Origin of the sequence: Embleya sp. NPDC050154 (assembly GCF_044460165.1) — a bacterium.
Taxonomy (GTDB): Bacteria; Actinomycetota; Actinomycetes; order Streptomycetales; family Streptomycetaceae; genus Embleya.
Map to the genome: position 1 here is coordinate 23,699 of NZ_JBITJP010000044.1, position 18,194 is coordinate 41,892.

Annotated in this window: 20 protein-coding genes and 1 pseudogene; 8 read left to right on the plus strand and 13 right to left on the minus strand. The window is 71.1% G+C overall.

The features are described from left to right. The first annotated feature begins 37 nt into the window (after window positions 1-37). A complete protein-coding gene (locus tag ACIBSV_RS48305) occupies window positions 38-394 on the plus strand; it encodes a hypothetical protein (RefSeq protein ID WP_395873975.1) in 357 nt (118 codons plus the stop codon). Window positions 395-706: 312 nt separating this feature from the next. Here ACIBSV_RS48305 and ACIBSV_RS48310 read toward each other — a convergent pair whose 3' ends face one another. The 3 genes from ACIBSV_RS48310 to ACIBSV_RS48320 are packed head-to-tail and all read right to left on the minus strand — an operon-like array spanning window position 707 to window position 3,235. Further along, window positions 707-1,006, minus strand: coding sequence for a DUF3040 domain-containing protein (locus tag ACIBSV_RS48310; protein ID WP_395873977.1), 300 nt, complete (start codon window positions 1,004-1,006; stop codon window positions 707-709). 6 nt (window positions 1,007-1,012) lie between these two features. After that, window positions 1,013-2,968, minus strand: coding sequence for an SPFH domain-containing protein (locus ACIBSV_RS48315; RefSeq protein WP_395873979.1), 1,956 nt, complete (start codon window positions 2,966-2,968; stop codon window positions 1,013-1,015). Between the two features lie 45 nt (window positions 2,969-3,013). After that, a complete protein-coding gene (locus ACIBSV_RS48320) occupies window positions 3,014-3,235 on the minus strand; it encodes a hypothetical protein (RefSeq protein ID WP_395874024.1) in 222 nt (73 codons plus the stop codon). 130 nt (window positions 3,236-3,365) lie between these two features. Here ACIBSV_RS48320 and ACIBSV_RS48325 point away from each other — a divergent pair, with 130 nt between their 5' ends. After that, window positions 3,366-3,623 carry a hypothetical protein gene (locus ACIBSV_RS48325; protein ID WP_395874026.1) on the plus strand — a complete coding sequence of 86 codons (258 nt, stop codon included), beginning with the start codon at window positions 3,366-3,368 and terminating at the stop codon, window positions 3,621-3,623. Between the two features lie 168 nt (window positions 3,624-3,791). Here ACIBSV_RS48325 and nhaA read toward each other — a convergent pair whose 3' ends face one another. The 3 genes from nhaA to ACIBSV_RS48340 all read right to left on the minus strand — a co-directional run bounded on the left by nhaA (window position 3,792) and on the right by ACIBSV_RS48340 (window position 7,862). Then, window positions 3,792-5,090, minus strand: a complete 1,299-nt coding sequence (nhaA, locus tag ACIBSV_RS48330; protein WP_395873981.1) for a Na+/H+ antiporter NhaA — start codon at window positions 5,088-5,090, stop codon at window positions 3,792-3,794. A gap of 274 nt (window positions 5,091-5,364) precedes the next feature. Beyond that, window positions 5,365-6,474, minus strand: a complete 1,110-nt coding sequence (locus ACIBSV_RS48335; RefSeq protein ID WP_395874019.1) for a PucR family transcriptional regulator — start codon at window positions 6,472-6,474, stop codon at window positions 5,365-5,367. Window positions 6,475-6,578: 104 nt separating this feature from the next. Beyond that, window positions 6,579-7,862, minus strand: a complete 1,284-nt coding sequence (locus tag ACIBSV_RS48340) for a cation:proton antiporter (protein WP_395873983.1) — start codon at window positions 7,860-7,862, stop codon at window positions 6,579-6,581. Window positions 7,863-8,127: 265 nt separating this feature from the next. Here ACIBSV_RS48340 and ACIBSV_RS48345 point away from each other — a divergent pair, with 265 nt between their 5' ends. Both ACIBSV_RS48345 and ACIBSV_RS48350 read left to right on the plus strand, forming a co-directional pair. After that, window positions 8,128-8,850 (plus strand): hypothetical protein, encoded by a 723-nt coding sequence (locus ACIBSV_RS48345; RefSeq protein ID WP_395873985.1) that lies wholly within the window; start codon window positions 8,128-8,130, stop codon window positions 8,848-8,850. A gap of 745 nt (window positions 8,851-9,595) precedes the next feature. After that, entirely contained in the window at window positions 9,596-10,210 is a 615-nt protein-coding gene (locus ACIBSV_RS48350; RefSeq protein WP_395873987.1) for a PH domain-containing protein, read from the plus strand. Between the two features lie 87 nt (window positions 10,211-10,297). On the opposite strand, the gene ACIBSV_RS48355 is transcribed toward ACIBSV_RS48350, so the two are convergent. The 4 genes from ACIBSV_RS48355 to ACIBSV_RS48370 form a co-directional block, all read right to left on the minus strand. Further along, window positions 10,298-10,777 (minus strand): ATP-binding protein, encoded by a 480-nt coding sequence (locus ACIBSV_RS48355; RefSeq protein ID WP_395873989.1) that lies wholly within the window; start codon window positions 10,775-10,777, stop codon window positions 10,298-10,300. A gap of 352 nt (window positions 10,778-11,129) precedes the next feature. Next, a complete protein-coding gene (locus ACIBSV_RS48360) occupies window positions 11,130-11,609 on the minus strand; it encodes a hypothetical protein (protein WP_395873991.1) in 480 nt (159 codons plus the stop codon). 232 nt (window positions 11,610-11,841) lie between these two features. Further along, window positions 11,842-12,837, minus strand: coding sequence for a hypothetical protein (locus tag ACIBSV_RS48365; RefSeq protein WP_395873993.1), 996 nt, complete (start codon window positions 12,835-12,837; stop codon window positions 11,842-11,844). Beyond that, a complete protein-coding gene (locus tag ACIBSV_RS48370; protein ID WP_395873995.1) occupies window positions 12,834-13,166 on the minus strand; it encodes a hypothetical protein in 333 nt (110 codons plus the stop codon). Before ACIBSV_RS48370 ends, ACIBSV_RS48365 begins: the two co-directional genes overlap by 4 nt. 799 nt (window positions 13,167-13,965) lie before the next feature. Here ACIBSV_RS48370 and ACIBSV_RS48375 point away from each other — a divergent pair. The 4 genes and pseudogenes from ACIBSV_RS48375 to ACIBSV_RS48390 all read left to right on the plus strand — a co-directional run. Next, window positions 13,966-14,335: pseudogene (locus ACIBSV_RS48375) on the plus strand (TerD family protein); the annotation flags it as partial. A gap of 19 nt (window positions 14,336-14,354) precedes the next feature. Then, on the plus strand, window positions 14,355-14,603 hold the full coding sequence (locus ACIBSV_RS48380) for a hypothetical protein (protein ID WP_395874020.1): 249 nt from the start codon (window positions 14,355-14,357) through the stop codon (window positions 14,601-14,603). A gap of 61 nt (window positions 14,604-14,664) precedes the next feature. Then, entirely contained in the window at window positions 14,665-15,132 is a 468-nt protein-coding gene (locus tag ACIBSV_RS48385) for a hypothetical protein (RefSeq protein ID WP_395873997.1), read from the plus strand. Window positions 15,133-15,248: 116 nt separating this feature from the next. Next, a complete protein-coding gene (locus ACIBSV_RS48390) occupies window positions 15,249-15,515 on the plus strand; it encodes a GlsB/YeaQ/YmgE family stress response membrane protein (protein ID WP_395873999.1) in 267 nt (88 codons plus the stop codon). A gap of 67 nt (window positions 15,516-15,582) precedes the next feature. Here the strand turns inward: ACIBSV_RS48390 and ACIBSV_RS48395 are convergent, their stop codons facing one another. The 3 genes from ACIBSV_RS48395 to ACIBSV_RS48405 all read right to left on the minus strand — a co-directional run bounded on the left by ACIBSV_RS48395 (window position 15,583) and on the right by ACIBSV_RS48405 (window position 18,013). Continuing rightward, window positions 15,583-16,602 carry a hemolysin family protein gene (locus ACIBSV_RS48395; RefSeq protein WP_395874001.1) on the minus strand — a complete coding sequence of 340 codons (1,020 nt, stop codon included), beginning with the start codon at window positions 16,600-16,602 and terminating at the stop codon, window positions 15,583-15,585. Further along, entirely contained in the window at window positions 16,599-17,531 is a 933-nt protein-coding gene (locus ACIBSV_RS48400; RefSeq protein ID WP_395874003.1) for a hemolysin family protein, read from the minus strand. The genes ACIBSV_RS48395 and ACIBSV_RS48400 overlap by 4 nt, the downstream gene beginning before the upstream one ends. Before the next feature lie 161 nt (window positions 17,532-17,692). Continuing rightward, window positions 17,693-18,013, minus strand: a complete 321-nt coding sequence (locus tag ACIBSV_RS48405; protein WP_395874005.1) for a hypothetical protein — start codon at window positions 18,011-18,013, stop codon at window positions 17,693-17,695. Window positions 18,014-18,194: the final 181 nt, after the last annotated feature.

Consider the following 18,194-nt stretch of genomic DNA (forward strand, 5'->3'; position numbering starts at 1 on the left):
TGCGAGGACCCACCGTCACCGGCCGTTACTTCGCCTCGTGTTGCTCGTGCGGGGTGACGCGGTGCGGCGGTTGACGCTCGAGGTGTTGGACGGGCTGAACGCGGACGACGCCGCCGGTGGCGGAAGCGCCGCGGAAGCGGCGCTCGCACGCATCAGCGCCGAGGCTGCGTGGGGTACGACCGTGGCGGCCTGGGCCGACCTCCTCGCACGCCTGGACCCGACGGACCGCGACCACGACATGTTCGGAGACGGCTCGGCCGGCGTGGACCGCACGTCGCGCAACGTTGCGCGGGGCCTGGTCGACGCGGCCGCCTGCGGCGAGGAGTTCGCGTTGATCGCGGCGCGCGAGGCGCTGCTGAAACTGTCGGAGCTGCATCCGTGGGCCACGACCTGAGGCGCCGGCGTGGGCGGTGCAGCGCGCCCTCGACGCGGCCGGTGGGCTGTGGCGGGTGCTCGCCGTGCTCGCGCTGCCTCTCGTCGTGGTGCATGGCGAGGCCGACCAGGACATCCGGACGAGGCCCGAGCGCGCCGCGCTGGACCGGATGACGCGGCCTGACCGATCACAGGCTTCCTGCTCGCCGCCCGCTTGGGGCGTCGCGATCGGAGCCCTGGTCGTCGGCGCCATCCTCACCCTGATGCCCTGGAAAGCGGGCGGCGGCCAGGACACCGACCTCCACACGCCGACCCCGGCCGTCAACGTCACGGTCTACGGTGCGCCTGGTGGTCCGGGGTTGGCGGGTATCGGTACTGCCGGGCTGCTCGGTGCCGGGGGTGGCCGGTTGTTGTCCTCCAATTCGACCTTGGCGAGAGAGGCCAACACGACCACTGCGGTGATCAGCACGGCACACAGCACCGCCACGAACTGGCGCCGGGGGCTCGTGTGTGGTTGGGCCTCGTCGAGGCGGCGGTTGAGAGCGGCGAGGCGGGCGGCGAGGTCGGGATCGTCATCGGCGAGGCGCTGTTCGATTCCGGCGAGGACGCGGTCGTCGCCGTTCGAGGTATCCATGTCGGTTCACCTGCCTTGTGCCGACGGCCGCCTGCGGGGACGGGCGGTGAGAGGCCGCCGGCACGGGTTACGCGGGTCCGGTCTTGGCGGCTGTGGAGGCTTGCTCGGGTGGTTGTGGCGTATCGGTGGACGCGGCGGTGGCGGGTTGGCGCAGCAGGTCGACGAGGGGCAGGATTTCCATGGGGAGGGGGAAGATGAGGGTGGAGTTTCGTTCCCCGGCGACTTCGGCCGTGGTCGACAGGATGCGCAGGTGGAGGGCTGCGGGGTGTTCCTCGAGGGGGATCGCGGCGGCTCCGAGCGTTTCGGCGGCTTCGAACTCTCCGCGCGCGTGGATGACCTTGGCGCGTCGGTCGCGTTCGGATTCGGCCTGCCGGGCATGGCGCGCCTCATGGTCTCGGGCAGTTCGACGTCCTTGACCTCGACGAGGGTGACCTTGATGCCCCAAGGGTCGGTGACCTGGTCGATGATCTGCTGTGGGCGTTGGTTGATCTCGTCGCGGTTGACGAGGAGTTCGTCGAGGTCGACCTGGCCGAGGATGCTGCGCAGGGTGGTCTGGATGTGGTTCTCGACGGCGACGACGGAGCGGTTGGGGTCGACGACGTTGAAGTAGGTGACGGCGTTGACGCGGACGGTGACGTTGTCCTTGGTGATGACGTCCTGCGGTGGGATGTCCATGGTGACGGTGCGCAGGGACACGCGGACCATGCGGTCCACGAACGGGATGATGAGGAACAGTCCCGGGCCCTTCGCGCCGATGTCGACCCAGGCCTGGCCGGTGGGTCCGTCGGCGTGGTGGACGACCGCGTCGTGTCCGACGAGTGCTTCCTGGCCGGTGGTGGGTCGGGCCTTGCGGGCTCGCCATGCGAGGCGCCCGGCGAGCAGCGCGCCGGCGCCGGTGACCACCGCGGTCGGCCACAACACCGCGGGGTCGACGCCGACGTCGCCGTCGAACAGCAGGAGACCGCCGAAGACCAGGGCGGCGGTGCCGCCGACGGCGAAGACCCCGAATCCGGCCGTGAAGACCTCGGCGGCGAACGACGCCGCCGCGAGCAGCAGCAAAAGCAGGCCCGCGACGTCGAACGGCAGGACACTCAAGGCGGTGAGCCCGAGGACCAACAAGACGACGCCGGCGACGCCGGCCAGGCCCACGGCGGGAGCGGCGAGTTCGTAGACGACCGCGAGCGTGCCGATGAACAGGAAGAGGAAGGCCAGTTCCGGGTTGGCGAGGGTCTGGCGTACGTCATCGAAGAAGCCGAGGTCGTGCCCGACCTCCTTGGCCCGGGCCGTCTGCAGCGTCACCTGCCGGTCGGGTGCCACGGTGACTTCACGGCCGTCGAGGCCGGCGAGCAGCTCGCCGCGGGTGGCGGCGGTGAGGTCGACGACTCCGTTGTCCAGCGCCTGCCGGTCGGTGATGGCCGTACCCTCGCGGACCATGTCCTCGGCAAAGGCGGTGTTGCGGCCAGGCTGTTCGGCGATGGCGATGGCGATGGCGATGGCGACGGCGAACGCCGCAGCGTCGTTGACGACTTTACTGCTCGCCGTATCGCCGCTTCCCGTGACGGGCGTACCGGCGCCGATGTGGGTGCCCGGCGCCATGGCCGCGACGTTCGAGGACAGCACGATGTATGCCCCCGCCGAGGCCGCCCGCGCGCCCGACGGAGCCACGTACACCACGACCGGCACGTGCGCGCCGAGGAAGTCGCCCACGATGTCGCGTGTCGATTCCAAAAGCCCGCCCGGAGTGTCCAGCTCGACGATGTACGCCTGGTGCCCGTCCCGCTCGGCGACCCGCACGCCGTCGGCCAGATGGTCGGCGATGACCGGGGTGATTGTGTCGTCCACCCGTGTGACCAGCACCGTTGACCCCGAGGCAGGAGGGGCGAGCGAGAGGGCTGCGACGGCGAACACGCCGATCACCGCGAGCAGCGGAGCCCGCGTCACAGCCACTCGGCCTCGAGGCATCGTCCTTTCCTCTCGCCATCCGATGCCCGCCGACATCGCAAGCGCCTACATCAGGCGTACCCGCTGCGGTCCGGCCGACCCGAGCCACAGATGTCGAGGTCCAGGACTCCTCGGATCGCGGGCTCGATAGCCCGGCTGATGGAGGGCGTCGAGGGCATCGCCAGGCTGCACGCCCTGGTCGCCCGGCACGGTGGCGAGCATCAGGAACCCGAGCAGGTGGTGGTCGGGATCGAGACCGACCGCCCGCGCCCGCTGCGACGAGGCCAACGCCTGGGCTCACCGTGGCGACCTCGCCGCGGCTTGACACCCAGCGTCATGGGATGTCTCAACCGACAAGACCACCCCGTCGGCCGAGACCCGCGACGCCTCTATGCCCGAACGCCTCACGATGTCGAGGGTGCCGAGTGTCCCGTCGCCGGTGATCACCGTGGGCGCGAGTCGCAACCCGGGCGTGGGCAGCGCGGGCGTCGTCCACGAGTGCTGGGCCGATCCCGACCGAGACGACGATCTCGTTGCCCAGGTATCGGGCGAGGAGGGCCGCGATCCGGCCGAGGCCGGTGCCGATCTCCAGGACGACGCGGCGGTGACCCTCTTGCCCGCGGTGGCGGCCATGATCCCCGAGATTCGCCGGCGCACACAGTGCCGTCCCGGGTGAGGCCGACCGGGACGCCGTTGCGGCGGTTAAGCAAGGCCGCTACTCGTGGGAAGACCCGAATGCTGATGCCCGGGCGGATCAGGGGAGTGCGCGACGCGTCCAGGATTCGCTGCCGGTCGATGACGTTGTCTTTACGGCGCCGGGGACGTCGGCGGTTGTCGGTCGGTGTCATGGGTGTTGGTGGATGTCGGGGATGCCGTCGTGGTCGAGGTCGGCGTTCTCGGCCTTGAACAACCTGCGGTAGAGCACGTCACGGCGTTTGAGGAGCGGCACGGCCAGGGCGGCGGCGAGCAGGGAGCCGACCAGGACGGCGGCTTTGACGTGTTCGGCGGTGGCCGGGTCGGTGAAGGCGAGTTCGCCGATGAGGAGGGCGACGGTGAAGCCGATGCCGGCCAGGACGGCGAGGGCGAGGACGTCGGCCCATGCGAGGTCGGGGTTGAGGCGGGCGCGAGTGAAGCGCGCCGCCAAATAGGTGCCTGCGAAGATCCCGACAGTCTTTCCGGTGACCAGCCCCAAGACCACGCCGAGCGGTTCGGGGTGGGTGAACACATCGCCCAGCGCGGGCCCGGAGAGTGTGACGCCGGCGGCGAAGAGCGCGAACAGCGGTGCGGCCAGCGCGGCGGAGACCGGGCGCAACAGGTGCGCGGCGCGGTCTCCCGGCGAGGCGTCCTCGTGGGGATGGGGTCCGGTGCCGTCGTCGGGGCGGGTACGCAGGATCAGTCCCATGGCGACGCCGGCGACGGTGGCGTGCACGCCACCGTTGTACATCAGCGCCCAGATCGCCACGCCGAGCGGGGTGTACCACCACCAGCCGCGCACCCGCAGCCGCTGCAGGACGTAGAAGACCACCAGCCCGCCGGCCGCGCCGGCAAGGGCGAGGGGGCTGAGGTCGGAGGTGAAGAACAGGGCGATGATCAAGATGGCGCCGAGGTCGTCGACGACGGCGAGGGTGAGCAGGAACGCCCGCAGCGCGGACGGCAGACGGGTGGAGAGCACGGCGAGGACAGCCAGGGCGAAGGCGATGTCGGTGGCCATAGGCACCGCCCACCCCTGGGTACTGCCCCCGCCGACGCCGACGGTGGTCAGGTAGACCGCGGCGGGCACCGCCATCCCGCACACCGCGGCAACCACCGGCAGGGCCGCGGTGGCCGGGGTGCGCAGATCGCCGACGACCAGTTCGCGTTTCAGCTCGATCCCGGCGACCAGGAAGAACACCGTCAGCAGCCCGTCCGCGCTCCAGTGCCCCACCGACAGGTCCAGGCCGAGCGCGGAGATCCCGAAGTGGAAGTCCCGCGCGTCGGCATAGCTGCTGCTCCAGGGGGAGTTCGCCCACGCCAGCGCCACCACTGCGGCGACGAGCAGCACGATTCCGCCGACGGTCTCAGCGCGCAGCGCGGACGCCACCGCAGCCCGCTCCGGCCACGACGGCAACCCCAGAAAGGTGCGGGGTTCCTTCTCGGATGCCATGACGATGGTGCCTTCCGGACTGGTTGAAGGGCGCACTCGCCCACCGACGCCGACCAGACTTCCCGGCACACCCTGCGCCATCGACGCGTTGCTCACACCTTGACCAGGCGGGATCGGCCGCACACTCGCGATCGGTGCCGCAACGGACGGGCGCGTTCACGGCGGCGGCGGGAAGGTTCCGGCGAGGTCGTACCCGGTCGGGCTTCCGACGCGGTCCCGCCGGTGGATGAGGGCGCGCACGCTCGGCCGGGGGCAGGGCCTTCCGCCAGGGCGTTCACGGTTGCTCGTGGTCCGGCCAGCCCAGCAGTCGGGCGCCCATGGCGGCGGTTTCGAGGGTGAAGCGTTGCATGGGGTCGGTGGTGTCGTAGCCGGTGAGGGTTTTGATGCGTTGGAGGCGGTAGGACAGGGTGCGGGGGATGATGTTGAGGCGGCGGGCGGCTTCGGCGCCGTTGTAGCCGGCCTCGGCCAGGACTGTGAGGGTTTCCAGGAGCGGGTCGGGGCCGCCGCGTGCCTGTTCGAGGGGTCCCAGGACGGTGCGGACGAGGTCGGCCATGGCGGCTCGGTCGCGCATCAGGACGGGGAAGACCAGCAGGTCGGCGGCGTGCAGGAAGGTGGCGGGCAGGTCCAGGCGGGTGGCGAGGTCGAGGGCGGCGAGGGCTTCCTCGTAGGAGCGCACGACTCCGCCGGCGCCGGTGTGCGGGCGGCCGAAGGCGACGGTGTCCGCCCCGGCTCGGTCACCGCCGGGATGGGTGGCGTATTTGGCGAAGGCGTCGAGTGCGGCGCGTTCGGTGCTTGCCGCGATGCAGACCATGCGGCCGTCCTTGGTGGTGAGCAGGATGTCGCGGTCGCCGAAGCGGCCGACGAGTTCGCGTTCGACCCGCCGGACCAGGGGGTGGACGTCGTCGTACGGGTCGCCGCCGACGGCGACGGCCACCGCGTGGGCGTGCGCCAAGCGCAGTCCGAAGCGTTCGGCGCGCTCGGCCAGGCGCCCCAGGTCGCTGCGCCCGTACAGGAGGTCGTCGATGAACTCGCGGCGTGCCGCCTCCTCCTGACGGACCGCCAGGCGTTGGGCGTGTTCGTGGCCTCGGGCGAGGGCGTCGACGGCGGCTTCGAGGGCCGTTATGACGTCGGCGCCGGCGGTGGCGGCTCGGGTGGTGTTCGTGGGGCGGGCGATGCCGGGGAGGGTGGTCCAGTGTTTGCGGGTTTCGGCGAGGTAGAGGGTGATGAGTTCGCGCCATCCGTAGCCGGCTTCGGCGGCGTATTCGCCTTGCGCGCGCAGCGCGTCGAGTTCGGGGCGACGCAGGCGGCGGCCGGTGGTGGAGACCTCCGCGAGCATGTGAGTGTAGGTGTCGAGGTAGTCGTCGGGTATCGCGGCGCGGGTCATGCGCATCCTCCCGGGCGTGTGGTGGGGAAGTACCGGTGACCGGTCGTCGCGCGCGACGGGTGGGGACTCGCCCGAGTGCTCGTTCACCAGGTCATGTGCGCGCATCACGAACTCCCTTTTTGCTCGCCGGCGGTGGTTCCGGTTCCTGGTGTGTGCACGTGCGGCTTCTTGACGGCCACGGCGTGGACGGGGGCCGCGTCGTCGTCGGGGATGCCGACGAGGTCCTCGACGTCGAAGGCGCGGGCGACGGGAACGTCCGTGCTGCTGTGCGCGACGATCGAGAAGGCTATGCATACCGCGATCACGGTGTATGCGTCCTCGCCGTGCGGGATGCCCGACTGGAGCACCAACAGGCCGTAGACGACGGACGCGAATCCCTTGGGCCCGAACCACGCCGCGGCCAGGCGCTCGCGCCGGTCGATGTCGGTGCCCACCAGCGACACCAGGAGCGAGGCCGGGCGGATCACCACGATCGCCAACACCACCGCGACGTAGCCGCCCACCGACAGGTCCCCGAACAGGCTCGGCGTCAGCAGCGCCCCGAACACCAGCAGCGCGGCGAATTTCGCCAGCTCCGACAGTGCCTCCCCGAGCGGCTCGAACACCACCTTGGACTCCGGTGAGATCGATGCCAGGACGGCGCCGGCGGAGAACGCGGCGAGGTAGGGGTTGGCGTGGGTGAGGTGGCAGGTCGCGTACAGGATCACCCCGGTCGCCAACGGCAACAGCGGCTGCAGTTTGGGTTCGGCGCCCAACAGCCTGAACCGGGTGAGCAGGTGGACCAGCAGCGGCAGCACGACGCCCAGGGCGAGTCCGGCGACCAGTTCGGCGCCGATCTTCGCCGGTGACGCCTCGGCGGAGTGCGCGGTGGGTCCGGCGGCGGCGATCAGCAGCAGGACGACCGGCAGGGCGAGGCCGTCGTTGACGCCGCTCTCGACGTTGAGCAACTCGCGCAACCGGGCCGGGACTTCCTTGCGTCCGACGATCGCCGACGCGAACACCGGGTCCGTCGGTGCGAGCACGGCCCCGACCAGGAACGAGGTGGTCCAGTCCAGGCCGACGAGGTAGTGCGTGGCCAACGCCATGCCGACGAACGCCAACGGCATCCCCACACCGAGTGCGCGGGCGGGGTTGCGCCAGGTGGTGCGCAGTTTGGGGAAGGAGACGTGCATGCCGTCGGTGAACAGCACCGCGAACAACGCCAGGTCGGCGGTGACCGAGACGATCCCGCTGCCCGGGGTGATGTGGATCAGCCCCAGGAAGCCGTCGCCGACCAGCGCGCCGCCGCCCAGGAACAGCAACGATGTGGACAACACCGATCGCGCTGCCAAACCGGACAACAGCACCGCAACCAGAAGCGCGACACCGAACACCGCGATGAGCACCACGACAAGCCCCCGATCGACGAAGAGAGTTCTCTTGACCGCCGACCAGGCTTCCCGGCACACCGAGGAGGAACTTACACGCTCTTGACGCGGCCGCGACAGGGAGGAAGAGATACCGGCGAGGGCCCTCTTCGCTGCCGGAACCCGGCAGTGGGCCTCCCGAATCGGTGCCGCGAGGGCCGGTGCGCGGATATCCGTGCGGCGCAACGGGTACGGCGGCGAACTCCCGCCGGGCGGCGTCCGTGATCACGAGGGTAGTTTCTTGCGGATGATCACTGCCTCGGGAACAACACGCACGGCGATCGCGGCGCTGGGCCTTTCGGCCGTCGTGGTCGCCTCCGGATGCACCTCGGACTCGCCCCACGAGGACGAGGCGATGTCCGTGCAGGACCTGCGCGAGCGCACGCGCAAGGTCGACAAGGGCACGCCCTGTCCGTTCCGTTTCGATGTCGCCGCGGCGGCCCGCGCGGCCGGGATCACGCAACCGGTCCGGCCCGGAGACCCGCAGAGCGAGGGCAGCGAGACCCCGGCGCGTCCCGCGCAGCCCGCCACACCCGCCGTCGGCACCGCGCCCGCCGGGCCCGAGATCCCGGCGAGTCCGGCCGTGTGGGGCATCACCTGCAACTACGAGGTCGGCGCTTCACGACTGGAAGTACACGTGGTGGGCAGCTCCGCCGCCGACACCGCGATCAACATGTTCGCCCCGGTGATCCAAAGGGGCGGCGCGTTGAAGACCGACGACCTGGTCGGGTTCCTGCGCGATGCCACCGCCGCGGGGCCGGGCACGGTGATGGTCACTCCCGGCCGAGGAACGGTCGCGACGGCGCGGCTGCCTGTCGCCGGCGACGGCGACATCGCCGTGGTCCTCACATCGACGCATCAGGACGCTCTCGCCGACCCGGCCCCATCGGGGCCGGCACTCGTGTCGATGACCGAGGCGATTCGAGAGGGTGCCCGATTCCGAGGCGACGGCGGGGACAGCCGGGAATGATTACGCTGCCCGGACGTGGCGGCGCTGCGGGTACCCGTCCGTCGGGTCCTCCCGTGCGGGCATGAGCCGGGCCGATTCAGCACAAGGGCGCACGCCCCACCGCCGAACCCTCGTTGGCGTTGTCCGGCATCGCCCACAGGACGTCCTGGGGCGCGGGCCCAGTTCGGGCCCCCGTCGTCGACGGACGCATCCCCTGTCGGGGGCTCCGTCCCACGCCGGGACAGGCCTGGCCTCGCAGCGGATGGTCTCGGACGTGGTCTGGGCCGTGTGTTTCCGTCGGGACGGACCGAACTCGGACCGAGCACCGACCGAGGGCCAATCGTGGCGGACCTGCGCGAAGACAGCGCGAACACTGCCGGAATGCGGCAGTGCACGCGGCCGGGCCGTTGCGCCAGCATCGAGCCCGTCCGGCACGGTTCGTGGGCCGTTGCCGACAGGTCGGCGGGCCGGTCGCGGCGGCGCGGTGCACGCACGGATCCCGCGCGCCCCGGGCGGGTTCCCCAGCGGATGACAGGGGTCGGGTGCGATGGGCAGGCAACATGGGGAAACAAGGACCCTGCGGTACTGCGGGCGGCTCGTCCTTCCGGCTGCGGCGGCCGTGTTCGGGTGCGGTGTCCTCGTGCTGAATCTGCTCGCGGTCGTTGCGGGGCGTGGGCCGTTCGCGTCCCGTCTTCCCCATGGCCCGGTGCCGTGGGTGTTGTGGACGGTGTTGACGCTGGTGTGTGTCCGGGGATCCTTGCGTCGGGTGATCCTTGGGCCGGACGGTGCCGTGGTGGTCGGCGTCTTCGCGAGCAGGCGCATCCGGTGGGCGGAGGTGGCGGAGGTGGAGTTGGCCCGGCGGACCGTGCGTTCCTCGGCTGCGGGACGTTGGCGGGTCGTGCTGCGCATGCGCGATCACGCCACCGTGTGGGTCCCCGGGTTCCTGCACGGCTCGGTGCTCGGCGGCCTGGATCGCAGCCTCGGCGAGATCAAGATCCTGGACCGGAGCCGCTATCCCGTGGGGCACACCGAAGCGCCCCCGGAGGCCCCTGCGGATCTCGCCCGGCTGCATCGGGAGTTGCGGACCGCGTGGCTGCGGGCCGGCGGAACTCCGGTGGCCCACGAGGCGCGGGTGCGCGAGATGGGCGGACGGCGGCGCGAACGGCGGGCCGCCGTCGAGAAGCACAGTGCCGAACTCGCGGACCGGGTGGCCCGGATCGAGTCGAGGGCCCGCGACCTCGGTATCGCGCTCCCTGAACCGCCGCCGGCCGCGGCCGGGCTCGATGGTGCCACGGCGCAGGAACGGATCGATGCCCTTCGGCGGCACCTGGACGCGGTGCGACGCCGGATCGAGGAGCACGCGAACGGCCGACCGATCTGATCGGTGACCAGGGCGGGACGCGGAATCCGTACCGCGACTCGGATTTGCCGGTGTCGGCCGTGCCCTGTCCCGGCCTCGCGTGCTCGCTCATGTGACCGTCTCGGGGTCGGGGCCCGTGCGGGAGTAGGGGACTCGGGCGGTGACGGCTTTGCCGGTGGGGGTGTCGAGGACCGAGAGGACGGCGAGGGAGCGCACCAGTTCGAGGCCGTGGCCGTGGGGTCGCTGCGGGTCGCGGGGGCGTGGTACGGGGTGGGCCCCGGCGGTGTCGTGCACGGTCACGCGTACCCGGGCTTCGGTGTGCTCCAGTTCCAGGACGCAGGGGCCGGGGGCATGGCGGACGGCGTTGGTGACCAGTTCGCTGACGACGAGTCCCACCGTCTCGACGAGGGTGTCGTCGGCGCGGGGGTGGTCGGTGACGAAGGCGCGTGCGGCTGTCCGCGCGGCGGCGACGACGCCGGGGGCGCCGGCGTCCAAGGGGATCGAACGTGTGGTGTGGGCGCGCGCCGACGGCGCCGGGTCGCGGCGGCGCGGCGCGGGTGTTGCCGGTCGGTCGTGCGCGTCGGACACGGTGCTCTCCGGGGTGGGACGGTCTGCGGCCGGGCGGTCGACGTGTGACCGTGCGTCGAATTCCCATGGACAGGGGCCCGTCGTGCGCGTTCGAGGTGTTCTTTGTGCTCCCGGCGCGCACTTCGAGGGAATCGGGAAGGCTCTCTCTACAAGGCGACCTGGTCGGCGGGCGGGCCCGGCTGGCTGTGCGGCATGGTTGTGGGCTGGATCTCGTTCGAGGTGGTTCGGTCGCCTGCCGCTGCGATCACGAACGCGGCGATACGTGCGGGGCGAGTGGGGCACGGAGGCGGAACACGCCCGTCCGGCGGGGCCACAGGGCATCCGTATGCGGCCGGTTCGCCGGAATCCCGGGTCATTGCGGGGGCAGGGGCGGGATCGTGACGGGTTTGCCGAAGTCGCCGTAGTCGGTGTGAGCGGTCAGGTGGGCGCGGGTGGATTCCTGGCGCAGGATGTGGGGCGGTCCTTCGGCGGCGACGCGGAAGAGGGCGGTCTCCCGTTCCGTCGTCGCGTTGACGGTGTCGGTCCGGGTGCCGTCGACGGCACCGCTGTTGCCGAAGGTCAGGGTCGCCCCCGGGGAAACGGGGATCGTGAACAGTCGGGAGCGGCCGCCGGGCACTCGGGAGAGGACGTAGTCGGTGGCGTCCGCCGGGTCGTCGCTGGTGAGTGACCGGCTCGTCGCGGAGACTCCGTCACGGCAGATGATTCGGCCGATGACCTCGAAGTTGCGTTTGACGACGGAGTGCAGGCCCTGGGCGGGGTCGTACCAGGTTTCGACGGTGGCATTGGACACCGCGGTGGTCGTCCCCGTGGCGTGGAAGGTCGTTGCCTCCATTGCCGCGTTTGCGCGCTCGGCACGCGCTGCGGCCGCGCTGTCGGTGGTCGGCTCGCCATCGCCGTCATTACCGCAGCCGGTCACGAAGACGGCCGACAGCGTCAGCGCCGCTGCTACCCCCGCGTCCGGGCACCTCGCGCGGCGTCGGGACGGAAGAGGCGACGAAGGTCGTCCACGGGTGGCCTTTCGAGTCGGCGGGTGGGGGCTTGGTTCCGCGGGGGAAGGTGTGTGCTCATCCGCAGCCGAGGCTTTCCGCGACGAGGTTGAGGACGGCTCGTTTGCTGTGGGCGTGGTCGGCGTCGGTGCCCGTGGTGATCAGGTGGACGTAGCGGCGTTCGGTGCCGCAGACGACTTCGGTGACGCCGTCGCGGTCGTAGCGCAGGTCCTCGTCGGTGAGGACGAGTTGGGCGCCGCGTGTGGCGGTGACGGTGGCGCGGATGCCGGTGGGTGAGAGGGCGGCCACGACCTTGGGGTCGTGGACGAGGGTGACGCCGAGCAGGCCGGGGCCGAACGCGGCGGAGCCGGCGGCGTCTTCGCGCTTGATGACGGCGCAGCGGCTGATGGCGTCGGCGATGTCGATGGTGCCCAGTTGGGCCAGGTCTTCGCCGTTGCCGTCCAGGGACGGCGGCAGTCCGGGGATGCCGCAGGGGGTGGGGTCGGCGTTGCGGGGGCGGGGGTCGAGTTCTTGCAGGTGGGCGGCGGGGAAGGGGGTTTGCCCGCCGCAGTCGCGGATGCGGGTGTCGCCGACGGCGAGCAGCAGGCGGGCGGTCAGGTCGATGCTCGCCCGGTCGTCGGTGCCGGAGGAGGGGACGTCGGCGTTGACGATGCGGTTGCCGCACGGCCCGAGGTACAGCCACCCGTCGGTGCGCTTTTCGCCCGGTTTGACCATGCCGGGCAGGCGGCCCCCCAAGGGCACGGCGCCGAGTTGCCACCACAGGTGTGTGCGCAGCGGGGTCTTCATGACGGTGACCGTGGTGGTCCAGTCGCCCTTGCGGATGGTGCAGGTCGCATCGCCCCGGTGGTCGGTGCCCTCCTTCACCTTCCACGCGCCGTTGCGGGGTGCGGCGTTTTCGAGGTCCCGCGCCTTGATCGAACCCCAGCACGCGCGGTCGGGCAAGCCGCCGGTGTGTTGGGCAGCCCAGATCATGCAGCCGGCCGCGACCAGGATCAGGACGGCGGCGGCAGCGGCCAGGCGCTTGGCGTTGCGATCGATGACGGGGGCGGTCACAGCGCGGCCTCGGCCCGGGGCGCGGTGTCGGCGTGCTCGATCCGCGCGGCGGTGGCGATCAGGGCGAGACCGGCCAGCAGCAGTGCCCCTCCGGCCATGGTGCAGGCGGCCACCACCGGTGGCGCGGCGTCGGCGATCCGGGGCACGGCGTTGAGCGGCGCTATCGCCCACCCGGCCGCCAGTCCCCACGATCTGCGTCGCCGCGACCGCGGGCTCGTCAGGCCTGCCCGGGGTGGCAGGCGCCCCGTGTGGGTCGCCCAGACGAGCGGGAGCAGCATCATCGTGGCCGCGGCAAGGGCTATCGCGTGGTAGGCGGGGTTGCCGTTCATGGTCCGTCCTTGGGGGTGTCCGAGTGGGGTGGGTGCCTATCGGATGGGTGGGTGCGGGCGGTGGCGCGAGGGTGGATCGACGCGAAGTCGAGCCGGTGGCGGCGACACCGCGAGTCGGCCGTTCGGGGCTTCGTCCATGTGGGTGGGCACCGGTGTCTTGGCCGAGCGGGGAGCGTGGCGGCCGGTGTTCGCCCGGCGGCCGGGTGGTGGCGGGCGTGTCGGTACGCACGGTGACGTACTCCCGGTGCCCGGCGGGGGCACCCGCCCACGCGAGTGGGCCGGCACGGGACGTGCGTCTTGTCGGTGAGCAGCACCGCGAACACCGCCGAAGCCGCGGCAATTTGGACCACCATGCTGTCGGCTGTGATGCGGATCGCCCCGGGGAATCCGTCGCCCGCGGTCGCGCCGGCCCGGGTGATGGGCAACGGCAGGGACGTGCACCGTGCGGACCGGGTTGCCGGGCCGGAGCCCGGTACCGGGAGAACGAGGGAGTGCGACACCGTGGACGGCAACCAGCACCATGATGTGAGCCCCGATCAGCGAAGAGATTGATCCCTTGTTCGCCGACCAGGCTTCCCGGCACTCCACCGGGAACTCTACCGGTCCCCCATGCACCCCCGACAGACCTTCAGCGTCTCCTCGACGTGACGCTGCGTCAGCAAAGCGGGGCGGGTCCGACGCGGGTAATCACCGGAGCGGAACCGGAAACCAGGTGAGGAGCGGCGGGAGTTCCTTCGGCCATGCTCGGTGGTCCGAAGGTCCGAACCGCGATCCGGACGTCTCGGAGAGGACACAAGCGATGGGCGTCAGCCTCAGCAAGTGCGGAAACGTATCCCTGACCAAGGCCGCCCCCGGTCTGTTGGCCGTGGTGATACGGCTTGGGCTGGGACGTGCGCACCACGACCGGTACGGACTTCGACCTGGACGCGAGTGCGCTGCTGTGTGACGCGTCCGGCAAGGAGTTGTCCGATCAGGACTTCGTGTTCAACAACCTGATCAGCCCGGACGGTTCGGTGCAGCATACGGGCGACAACCTCGCCGGTGAGGGTGAGGGCGACGACGAGCAGATCAAGGTCAACCTGGTCGCGGTGCCCGCGAACGTGGACAAGAGCGTCTTCCCGGTGTCCATTCACGACGCCGAGGGCGCCGGTCCCGGAGCGGGGTTCGTCGGACCTGTTCGAGACGGCGCTGCCGGCCGGTGGTCCGGGTCGGGCGGCGGACGTGGCCACGGTGACCTTGCAAGCGCGCGGGATCGTGCGGATCGAGGCCGACGGTCGCGTCGCCGATTCGGGGACGCAGGCCCTGGGGGATCCGATCGCCGGTGCGGTGGTCGAGGCACTACGACGACACGGTGGCGTGGCGTCGCTCGTCGAGGTGCGGGTGGCGGCGGCGCAGAGCCCGTCCGTCCTGGCCGTCGAGAGCGGCTCTTCGGCATGAAGTTGCTGAACCCGGCCGCGCGGGAAGCAGGCCGCGGTCGGCTCGGGTGGCCCTGGCGGTCGTGCTCGTTCTCGCCGGGAGCGCCGGATGCGCGTTCATGGCGTGGTGGCTGTCCGAGCGCTATGACGAGTTGGAGGGTCCGCTGCCGGAGCACGGTCGGAAGTACCCGGAGCGGCTCGCGCTGTACCCGCAGTCGAGCCTTGCGAACGTCGAGGCGGCGCAGCCCGGCGGCTCGGGGTTGGGGTTGTTCGCGGTCGCCGGGCCCGAGCGGTTCGGGGATCCGGCGTTGGCGTCCGTGCTGATCCCGGCGGGCCGGAGCAGCGCAGCCCGGATTCGCAGTCGTGGTTGGACCGAGGACCAGTGGCATCGGGCGGCGAACGCCCGCGGCCCGCTCGGCGGCCCCTCGCACCTCGACCAGGCACGTGCAGCCCCTGCCGGATACGGTTCGCCGAACGGGGCAGAGGCGGGTTGGTCCGAAGCCAGGTACGCGCAGCCGCCGTGGCACCTCCTCGAGGAACCTCAGGGGTAGGAGCTCACGTTGGTCGATGGCTCGTCGACTCCGGTCGACCCCGACGACCCCGCCGTACCCCTCGGGGCGCAGGGTGGTTGTCGCTTCATTTCCACTTTCGGAGGACAGGACACACCGTGGGCATCATCGCGTGGATCATCCTCGGTCTCATCGCGGGCGTCATCGCCAAGCTCCTGGTCCCGGGACGCGATCCGGGCGGGTGCCTGATCACGATCCTGATCGGTATCGCCGGCGCGGCCCTGGGCGGGTGGATCGCCGCCGAGGTCTTCGACCGCCCCTTCGAGAAGGACTTCTTCGAGCTCAAGACCTGGGGCGCGGCGATCGGCGGATCGCTGGTCCTGCTGATCTTCTACCGGATCTTCTTCGGCCGAGCCCGACGCTGACCTGCCGGTGCCCGTGAAGACGGCGTCCGTCCCCGATCCCATCGGGGCGGACGCCGTCTTCGTGCGATCAGACCCGATTGGGTCGGTGGCCGACGAGTTCCTTCAATACGTCGGCCATGGTGACCAGGCCGACGAGTTCACCGCTGTCGTCGGTGACGGCCGCCAGGTGGGCGCCGCTTTGGCGCATGACGGTGAGTACGTCGTCCAGGCGGGTTTCCGCGGCGACCTTGGTGATCGGGCGCAACGCGTCGGCGACGAAGGGGTCGTCGCGATCGGTGGCGTCGAGGGCGTCCTTGACGTGGACGTAGCCCAGAACGCTGCCCTGGTCGGTGACGGGGAATCGCGAGTAGCCCGTCTCGGCCGTCAGTTGCTCCAGTCGTGCCGGTGAGACGTCGGGGCCCACGCGTACCACCCGGGACAGCGGGAGCGTGACCTCCGGGACGGGGCGCTCGCCGAGTTCGAGGGCGTCTCGAAGCAGGACGCTCTCGCTACGGTCGAGCAGGCCGTTCTCGCGCGCCTCGTCGACCATGTCGGCGAGTTCGTCGCCGGTGAACGCGGCGTTGACCTCGTCCTTGGCCTCGACCTTGAACAGCTTGAGGATGGTGTTGGCGATCGTGTTGATGCCGAAGATCAGCGGACGCAGGGCCTTGGTCAGGGACACGAGCCCGGGACCGAGCATGAGGGCCGCGCGGTCGGGTGCGGCCAGGGCGATGTTCTTGGGCACCATTTCGCCGATGAGCATGTGCAGATAGGTGGCGAGGGACAGCGCGAGCACGAACGCGATCGGGTGGACGGCGCCGTCGGGGACGCCGATCGCGTCGAAGGCGGGCTCCGCGAGGTGGGCGATGGCGGGCTCGGCGACCATGCCGAGCACGAGCGAGGAGATGGTGATGCCCAGTTGCGCGGTGGCGAGCAGCGCGGACAGGTGTTCCAGGCCCCACAGCACCGATCGCGCGCGACGGTCGCCTTCCTCGGCGCGTGGTTCGATCTGGCTGCGGCGTACCGAGATAAGGGCGAATTCGGCGCCGACGAAGAACGCGTTGGTGAGCAGCGTGAGCAGCCCGATGACGAGCTGTAGGGCGGTCATGCGTTCTCGTCCTCGGTGTCGTCGACCTTGGGTGGCTCGATCAGGCGCACGCGTTCCGCGCGGTGCCGGGTGACTTCGGTGACGGTCAGCGTCCACCCGTCCACCATCACCGCATTTCCAGGGGCGGGGATGCGCGACAGTTGGTCGGTGACCAGGCCGGCGACCGTCTCGTAGGGGCCGTCGGGTGCGTCGAGACCGAGCTCGTGGAGTTGGTCGAGGCGATATCCGCCGTCCACGTCCCACCGCGGGTTGCCCTCGTCGTCGTGTCCGTCGGCGACGATCTCCGGTCGTTCGTACGGGTCGTGCTCGTCGCGGACGGCGCCGACCACCTCCTCGACGATGTCCTCGAGGGTGACCACGCCGGCCGTGCCGCCGTGCTCGTCCGCCACGATCGCCATGGTCTCCTCGCCGCTCGACAGGTCGAGCAGTTCGTCGACGGGGAGCGTGTCCGGGACCAGTACGGGTCGGGGGCCGAGTTCGGCGACGGTGCGGTGCAGGCGTTCGGCCTCCGGTACCGCGAGGGCGTGCTTGAGGTGGATGACGCCCTGGACGTCGTCGAGGCTGTCGGTGAATATCGGAAAGCGTGAATGTCCCGTGGCCCGGGTCAGGTTGACCACGTCCGCGGCCGTGGCCGACACGCGCAATCCGTGCACGCGCACGCGTGGCGTCATGATCTGCTCGGTGGACAGCTCGCCCAGGGTGACGGCGCGTGCGAACAGGTCGGCGGTGTCGGAGTCGAGGGTTCCGGCCTTCGCCGAGTGCCGGGCCAGCGCGACCAGCTCCTGGGGGCTGCGGGCCGAGGCGAGTTCCTCCGCCGGCTCCATGCCGAGCCTGTGTACGGCCCGGTTCGCGGTGCTGTTGAGGTGGTTGATCAGTGGTGAGAACACCGCGGTGAAGGCCCGTTGCGGCCCGGCCACGGCCTTGGCCACGGGCAGCGGATGCGAGATGGCCCAGTTTTCGGGACGAGTTCGCCGAACACCATCAAGTCTGAGAGGACGACGGGGAGAACACGGGGGCCGGCCACCCGTTCACGCCGTCCGATCACGCGGCCGGCCCGGCGGCGTTCACGATGCTCGACGGCGTCGGGCGTTCACCGTCGGAGCGGTGTTTCCCCGGGGTCGGCCGGAGCTTGGCTCGTGTGGTGTTTCGCGGTGAGGTGTCCCGGGCGTAGCCCGAGCAGGAACGCGTGGCGACGGGCGGCGCCGATCGCCGCGGCGCCGGCGTCGTCCAGGATCCGGATTGCGGAGAAGTCGAAGTCGATGTCGACGATGTGGTCGGGTAGCGCGTTGATGCTGTGCAGGAGGGCTTGGCGCACTCCGTGGGCGACCGTCGCGTCCACCACCTGGGGGAGTGTCACCAGCGCCCGGCCGTCGTCGATCACGCGCACACGGACTTCGCCGTCGTCGGTCACTGTCTTCCTCTGTCCGTAGGGATCGACCTCGCCTCCGACGTTGTGGTGTCGGTCGAGGATTGGTGCCGTGACGTGTGCGGTCGGTCGTCGGGGGGGTGGCCCCCCCCCCCGCCGGCGGGGGGCCACCCCCCCCCCCCGCGGGGGGGGGGGGGGGGTTTGGCCCGAGGGGGCGCCCGCGGGG

Coding starts and splice junctions, on each gene's coding strand:
- ACIBSV_RS48310 (WP_395873977.1), bottom strand. CDS start 1,006: ATGGATACCTCGAACGGCGACGACCGCGTCCTCGCCGGAATCGAACAG.
- ACIBSV_RS48370 (WP_395873995.1), bottom strand. CDS start 13,166: ATGAACGGCAACCCCGCCTACCACGCGATAGCCCTTGCCGCGGCCACG.
- ACIBSV_RS48360 (WP_395873991.1), bottom strand. CDS start 11,609: ATGGAGGCAACGACCTTCCACGCCACGGGGACGACCACCGCGGTGTCC.
- ACIBSV_RS48345 (WP_395873985.1), top strand. CDS start 8,128: ATGATCACTGCCTCGGGAACAACACGCACGGCGATCGCGGCGCTGGGC.
- ACIBSV_RS48395 (WP_395874001.1), bottom strand. CDS start 16,602: ATGACCGCCCTACAGCTCGTCATCGGGCTGCTCACGCTGCTCACCAAC.
- ACIBSV_RS48315 (WP_395873979.1), bottom strand. CDS start 2,968: ATGCCTCGAGGCCGAGTGGCTGTGACGCGGGCTCCGCTGCTCGCGGTG.
- ACIBSV_RS48335 (WP_395874019.1), bottom strand. CDS start 6,474: ATGACCCGCGCCGCGATACCCGACGACTACCTCGACACCTACACTCAC.
- nhaA (WP_395873981.1), bottom strand. CDS start 5,090: ATGGCATCCGAGAAGGAACCCCGCACCTTTCTGGGGTTGCCGTCGTGG.